The 6,356-nt window shown below is 45.1% G+C and carries 6 protein-coding genes; 2 read left to right on the top strand and 4 right to left on the bottom strand.

Annotation, left to right across the window (positions count from 1 at the left end):
- Positions 1-49: 49 nt before the first annotated feature.
- The 3 genes from VF412_RS02345 to VF412_RS02355 form a co-directional block, all read right to left on the bottom strand.
- On the bottom strand, positions 50-808 hold the full coding sequence (locus tag VF412_RS02345; RefSeq protein ID WP_331337591.1) for a hypothetical protein: 759 nt from the start codon (positions 806-808) through the stop codon (positions 50-52).
- 273 nt (positions 809-1,081) lie between these two features.
- Positions 1,082-1,915, bottom strand: coding sequence for a flagellin (locus tag VF412_RS02350; RefSeq protein WP_331337592.1), 834 nt, complete (start codon positions 1,913-1,915; stop codon positions 1,082-1,084).
- A 475-nt stretch (positions 1,916-2,390) separates the two neighbouring features.
- On the bottom strand, positions 2,391-2,663 hold the full coding sequence (locus VF412_RS02355; RefSeq protein WP_331337593.1) for a hypothetical protein: 273 nt from the start codon (positions 2,661-2,663) through the stop codon (positions 2,391-2,393).
- A gap of 126 nt (positions 2,664-2,789) precedes the next feature.
- On the opposite strand from VF412_RS02355, the gene clpB reads away from it, so the two are divergent.
- Positions 2,790-5,372, top strand: coding sequence for an ATP-dependent chaperone ClpB (gene clpB, locus VF412_RS02360; RefSeq protein ID WP_331337594.1), 2,583 nt, complete (start codon positions 2,790-2,792; stop codon positions 5,370-5,372).
- Between the two features lie 149 nt (positions 5,373-5,521).
- Here clpB and VF412_RS02365 read toward each other — a convergent pair whose 3' ends face one another.
- Entirely contained in the window at positions 5,522-5,689 is a 168-nt protein-coding gene (locus VF412_RS02365; protein WP_331337595.1) for a DUF1328 domain-containing protein, read from the bottom strand.
- A gap of 155 nt (positions 5,690-5,844) precedes the next feature.
- Here VF412_RS02365 and VF412_RS02370 point away from each other — a divergent pair.
- Positions 5,845-6,356 (top strand): sigma-54 factor interaction domain-containing protein (locus tag VF412_RS02370; protein ID WP_331337596.1); only part of this gene is annotated, 512 nt, incomplete at its 3' end.

The following is a 6,356-nucleotide window of genomic DNA, read 5'->3' on the forward strand; positions in this document are numbered from 1 at the left end:
TTCAAAGGGCAGGCAAATCAAAATAGAATGAGATTTTGGCGAGCAAGACCTAGTGAGAAGCGCCGCTCAAGTGATCGGCGATGGCTTGTACAACATCGTTAGAAAGTGGAAATGCTGCGAACAATCCGCCACTATAGTTGTCTGTCTTAGAGACAATTGTGAAGTAACCCAAAATCTTGGTCTGCACCTTGTTCCGGATCGACGTCGTGACCCCCATATATTGAGGGATGTAGGAGTTTTCCAGGTATATACCGACCGCATTAGGCGTCAGATACAAATGAACAGTGTTATCCGCACCATTACTCAGACTGAAGGCTAGGGTGGAGGCCTGACTGACAGGCATGGACGGCAGAGCATTTCCATTGGGAAGACTTGCAGAGGGTAGAGTGCTAACTCCATGCAGCACATACGACAATGGAATACTCGCAGCCACTTGAGGACGATTGTTAGAGTCGTAATAAGTTTTGATCAAGGCGCCTGGCAAATTCGGAATCGAAACCGAGGACAACGAGTTGAAAGATCCCGAAGGAATGGGCAAGTTGATAATCAAGGCATTGTTAGGCTTATCAAGATTGACGGAAAAATTTCCGTCGTAAGCTCCGCCTGAAACATAACCCTCCATATCTAATTTGTCATAAGCACTCGGGGTTGTCGGGGTTGTCGAACCCTGACCATTGTTATCACCTGTAGATTGACTGGCATTTTCGGCAGCGGTCGAAAGCGCAGAGAAGCCTCCGTTGCTACAAGCAACCAAGGTTGAAATAGCTAAGAATGTCGCAAGAATCTGCACTGATTTTGCGAGACTCATAAAAAACCTCCACACCGAAAAACCTGACCCTTAAATTTCGGAGGAAATCCTTGACTTCTTTAGCTAAATATTTGGAATTATTGGTAAATAACTTAGACAGTTTTGATCAATCTTTCAAGATTCGGGCGGGGAGTTGATCACAAGATCGACGAAAAATAAAAAACCCGATGAGTTTCCTCACCGGGTTTTGAACTTAACTTTATTAGTGAGAGCTCTTTCGAGCCCTCACTTTTCTAGTCAGTCGACTTCAGCGGAGCTGAAGTGCAGACCAGCTTAGCCGATCAACTTAAGAGCCAATTGGTTAGATTGGTTCGCTTGCGCCAAAGTGGAAGTACCAGCTTGAAGCAAGATGTTGTTACGAGTCATCTCTGAAGATGCTGCAGCAACGTCAGTGTCACGGATACGGCTGTTAGCAGCTGACATATTTTCTTGAGCAACACCCAAGTTGTCTACTGTTGAAGTCAATCTGTTTTGAAGAGCACCAAGGTTTGCGCGAGTACCTGATACTGATGTTTGAGCATCATCAAGTTTGTTCAACGCTTCTTGAGCACCTTCTTTAGAAGAGAAATCAATACCAGCTAGACCAAGAGCATCCAAAGTAGCAACGTTTTCATTTGCTTTGAAGGAGATACGATCTTCTTCAGCATTGTTGTGGATACCAACTTGGAAATCGAATTGTGGAGAAGAACCATCCAACAATTTTGTAGTACCCCAAGTAGTAACGCTAGCGATACGTTGGATCTCAGACTTCAACTGAGTAACCTCTTTGTTCAACATACCACGCTCTTTGTCACCAACAGTGTCAGAAGAAGCTTGGATGCCTAGTTCTCTCAAACGAACAACGATGTTACCGATTTCATTCAAGCCACCCTCAGCAGTTTGAACCATCGAGATACCGTCGTTAGCATTTCGTTGAGCTTGAGCAGCAGAACGAATCTGTGCTTTGAAGCTTTCAGAGATCGCTAGACCAGCAGCATCGTCTGCTGCTTTGTTGATACGGCTACCAGAAGCCAATTTCGCCATTGAATCGTTGATTGCTCTTTGTGAACCAATCAAGTTTCTTTGTGCATTGATCGCGCTTAAGTTTGTTGTTACTCTCATTCCCATTTTAAAATCCTCCGTTAATATTTATTTTTCATTTTCTATATCCTTCCCTGATTTGTTTTTTTGGCTTCGCGAAAACCTACTCTTCGCTTACCGAGCACTGACATCCGAGTCTGCGCTAATCTTTTTTTAAAGGCCTCAAACTGTTATTCTTGGTTTCATCTTTCAGGCACCATTACCTGTTCCGCATTTACCAAGCAGTGAACAATCTATTGTTCTTTTATGTCATCCCTGAAGGCCCTCCTTTCGGTGTTAAGCAGAGAGAGTGACCTTCTCTCTCTGACTCCTTCTGAGTGAATTCTTGATGTGAGATTGATCGGGATTTAGGGCGTACTCTTGACAGGACGTCAGGCGGGTTTTCAATTCTTTTAACAATACTAGTCTAACGATAGATCGAGGATTCAAGACGTAAGGTTGTCCTGAATCAGAAAAATACAATACTTTCAGAGGGAAAATCGGGGTTTTACTAGACGGAAGCTCAGTCAATTTCTATGAAACGACAAAAGGCCATATTGCCAGACAATTCATACTGGTGAATTTGTGTGGCCTTCAAGTGATGAATAGGATTGTACCCAATAGTGCAAACCACTTTTTCGGAGTCAAAGTGGGAGCAATCTTCACAAGAAAAGCGTGTGTCGTATTTCAAATAATCAGCCGGGTGGATGGATTCTTTGCGAATGGACGCATGCAAACGGGGCTGTGATTTCTCTTTAGATTTAGGATTCACGATACCCGGTTTTTGTTTGTTCATTTGTTTACGTCCTCATATTGACAATGCCGAATTAAGACTCATCCTTAGATATAAGATTTGAGAGGTAAAAACCACTTAAATCCGATCTGAACCGGCTTGGATTGGTTTAGATCAGATGGAGGAAAAATGGCAAACGATATTGAAAAAATGACGCGAAAGAGCCAGGAGGCCATGCAGGCCGCCGCTAAATTGGCTGAGCGTAAGGGGAATCCCTCTGTCGAGCCGGAGCACTTGCTTTTAGAACTCGTGCAGCAATCGGAAGGAATCGTTCCTCGCATATTAGATAAAATCAATGTCCCTCAAGCAGATTTTTTGGGCGAGCTTCGAAAAAAAATCGACCGCTTCCCTCAGGTTTCTGGTGGAGGACAAAAGCAATACGCAAGTCCGCGACTTGAAAAGATCTTCTCGGCTGCAGAAACAGAGGCGACCGAGTGGGGTGATGCTTATATTTCGACAGAGCACTTTTTCTTGGCGATGTTGAAGGCTGGCGACTCCGACCTGACAGCTCTTTTGAAGAAGTTCAACATCCGCACGGACAATGTCAAAGCAGCACTCACCGAAATGCGCGGCAGTCAGAAAGTCACGGATGATGATCCAGAAAATAAATACGAAGTACTTAAAAAGTATGGTAAAGATCTGACGGCTTTAGCGGCTGAAGGAAAATTAGATCCTGTGATTGGACGTGATGAAGAAATTCGTCGCGTGGTTCAGGTTCTTTCTCGTCGTACAAAAAACAATCCGGTTTTGATCGGTGAACCCGGCGTTGGTAAAACAGCTATCGCTGAAGGTCTTGCCCTGCGAATTATCAAGCACGACGTGCCTGATAATTTGATCGGTAAAAAGCTAATGGCCTTGGATCTGGGAGCCCTGGTTGCCGGCGCAAAATATCGTGGTGAATTTGAGGATCGTTTGAAAGCGGTTATCAAAGAGGTGACCTCGAGCGAAGGTCAGATCATTTTATTCATCGACGAATTGCACACTTTGGTTGGCGCCGGAAAAACCGACGGAGCCATGGATGCAGGGCAATTACTTAAGCCAGCGTTAGCTCGTGGTGAGCTTCGCTGTATCGGGGCCACGACTTTAGATGAATATCGTAAGTACATCGAAAAAGATGCGGCCCTTGAGCGACGTTTCCAAACCGTGATGGTAGAGGAGCCAAGTGAAGAAGATGCGATCACGATCTTGCGCGGGCTAAAAGAAAAATACGAAGTCCATCATGGTATTCGTATTACCGATGCGGCACTGGTATCAGCAGTGAAGTTGTCTCGTCGCTATATCACGAACCGTTTTTTGCCAGATAAAGCCATCGACTTGGTGGATGAGGCTGCAAGTAAATTGGGTATCGAAACACGTTCCGTTCCCGAAGAAGTGGATAAAATTGAACGCGAATTGATGCAGCTTCGTATTGAAAAAGAAGCGATGAAAAAAGAAAAAGACGAGGCTTCCAAAGAACGTCTGCAAGTCATCGATAAAGAGATTTCAGAGCTCAATGCCAAGAACCAGCTTTTGCGCGAGCAATGGGAATTTGAAAAGGGTGGAATCACTCAGATCAAAAAACTCAAAGCGGATATTGAAGATTTGAAAATCGCAGTGGCGAAAGCAGAACGCGATGGTGATCTTGGCAAAGCGGCAGAACTTAAATACGGCAAACTTCCTGACACCGAGAAAAAACTCAAAGCCATGGAAGAACGCAGTAAGGAACAGAAAAGCACTGAAAGTCGCATGCTAAAAGAAGAGGTGACTCCAGAAGACATCGCCGAGGTTGTGGCGAAGTGGACCGGCATTCCTGTTAGCAAGATGCTGGAAAGCGACACCCAAAAGCTTTTGCACATGGAAGACCAATTGCGCAAACGTGTGGTGGGTCAAGACCATGCTTTGGAAATCGTGTCAGACGCGATTCGCAGAGCTCGTGCAGAGATTTCAGATCCAAATCGTCCGATCGGAAGCTTTATCTTCCTAGGTCCAACGGGTGTGGGTAAAACTGAAACTGTCAAAGCATTGGCTGAATTCTTATTCGACGATGAACAGGCGGTCGTGCGTATCGACATGAGTGAATACATGGAGAAGCACGCCGTGTCCCGTTTGGTCGGAGCGCCTCCGGGCTATGTGGGTTACGAAGAGGGTGGTCAATTGACTGAATCCGTTCGCCGCAGACCTTACAGCGTTGTTCTGCTTGATGAAATCGAAAAAGCGCATCCAGATGTGTTCAACATCTTGTTGCAAGTTTTGGATGATGGTCGTTTGACAGATGGTCAAGGTCGCACCGTGGATTTCAAAAACACAGTGCTGATCATGACTTCGAACGTTGGTTCCCAAGCGATTTTAGATCCGAACATGAGCGATGCTGACAGACGTGAAGCGGTCACGGAAGCTTTGAGGAAACACTTCCGTCCCGAGTTCTTGAATCGTATCGATGAGACGGTGATCTTTAACTCTTTGGGTGAAAATCAAATTGCGGGCATCGTGAAAGTTCAGTTGGAGCTTGTGACTCAGCGTTTGAAAGCGAAGAAAATCAGCTTGGACTTCGACAAAAAGGCGATCGATTTCTTGGCCAAAAAAGGTTACGACCCTATTTACGGTGCACGTCCATTAAAACGTGTGATCCAAACAGAGTTGCTGAATCCTTTATCTAAGGAATTGATTTCTGGAAAAGTGAAGTCAGGTGACACAGTTAAAATCAGTGCAGATGCGCAACATCTGACATTCTAAAAGTTGGCAACAGATTTGCTTTGCTAACAGATGCGTATGCATCAAAAGGGCTTCTCAAGGATGAGAAGCCTTTTTTTATCTATGCCTTGATGTCCAGGTTCAAATCGCCCGAGGAGATTTTCCCTGCTGTGGCAAATTAGGACTGTCAGCTATCGCGTTTTGCCAATCATATTGATGAAGAAGCTGATCACAGCTAGCACCAAGAATACGATCAATAGAATTCGGCCTATCTCCATAGAAAGACCTGCGACACCGTTAGCGCCTAATACAAACGCGACAATGGCCAAGATGAAAAATGCGATGGCTGCGCGAAGCATGGGACTCCTCCTTGTTAGTTATTAGTCTTCTATAAAGATTGAAGCAATATGAATACCAACTGGCCCTTGTCTTCGCGCAGGAATGGTTTTTTGTGGTGGGGAATTTTGGAACGAAGGAGTATCCATAGAAGTATAACTTAATCACAGGGGCCGCGATGTTAAGTCACAACGAAGTGATTGCGAAGAGTTCCGCATTCATGGAAGTCCTGCAAATGGCAGAGCGGGTCGCCGAAAGTTCCGCCAACATTTTGATCGTCGGTGAAAGCGGTTGCGGAAAGGAAGTGGTCGCGCGACTTATTCATGAACGAGGCCCAAGGCACTCACACCCCTTTGTTCCACTGAATTGCTCTGCTGTGCCTGATTCTTTGTTAGAGGCGGAGCTATTTGGCTACGCCAAAGGATCTTTTACTGGTGCAGTCACTGCGAAGGCTGGACTTTTTGAAGAGGCCGAAGGTGGAACGTTATTCTTAGATGAAATTGCAGACCTAGACATCGGATTGCAAGCCAAATTATTACGAGTTATTCAAGAACGCACCATCAAGCGAGTTGGTGAAAATCAATATCGCCCTGTGAATATTCGCATCATCTGTGCAACTCATGAAAACTTGCAGGAGTCTGTGCGAAGAAAATCATTTCGTGAAGATTTATTTTTCCGTTTGAATGTCAT

Source organism: Bdellovibrio sp. (genome assembly GCF_036384735.1).
Classification (GTDB): Bacteria; Bdellovibrionota; Bdellovibrionia; order Bdellovibrionales; family Bdellovibrionaceae; genus Bdellovibrio.

Excerpts from the sequence above, each read along its gene's own strand:
- VF412_RS02345 (WP_331337591.1), bottom strand. The coding sequence starts at position 808 with ATGAGTCTCGCAAAATCAGTGCAGATTCTTGCGACATTCTTAGCTATT.
- VF412_RS02350 (WP_331337592.1), bottom strand. The coding sequence starts at position 1,915 with ATGGGAATGAGAGTAACAACAAACTTAAGCGCGATCAATGCACAAAGA.
- VF412_RS02355 (WP_331337593.1), bottom strand. The coding sequence starts at position 2,663 with ATGAACAAACAAAAACCGGGTATCGTGAATCCTAAATCTAAAGAGAAA.
- clpB (WP_331337594.1), top strand. The coding sequence starts at position 2,790 with ATGGCAAACGATATTGAAAAAATGACGCGAAAGAGCCAGGAGGCCATG.
- VF412_RS02365 (WP_331337595.1), bottom strand. The coding sequence starts at position 5,689 with ATGCTTCGCGCAGCCATCGCATTTTTCATCTTGGCCATTGTCGCGTTT.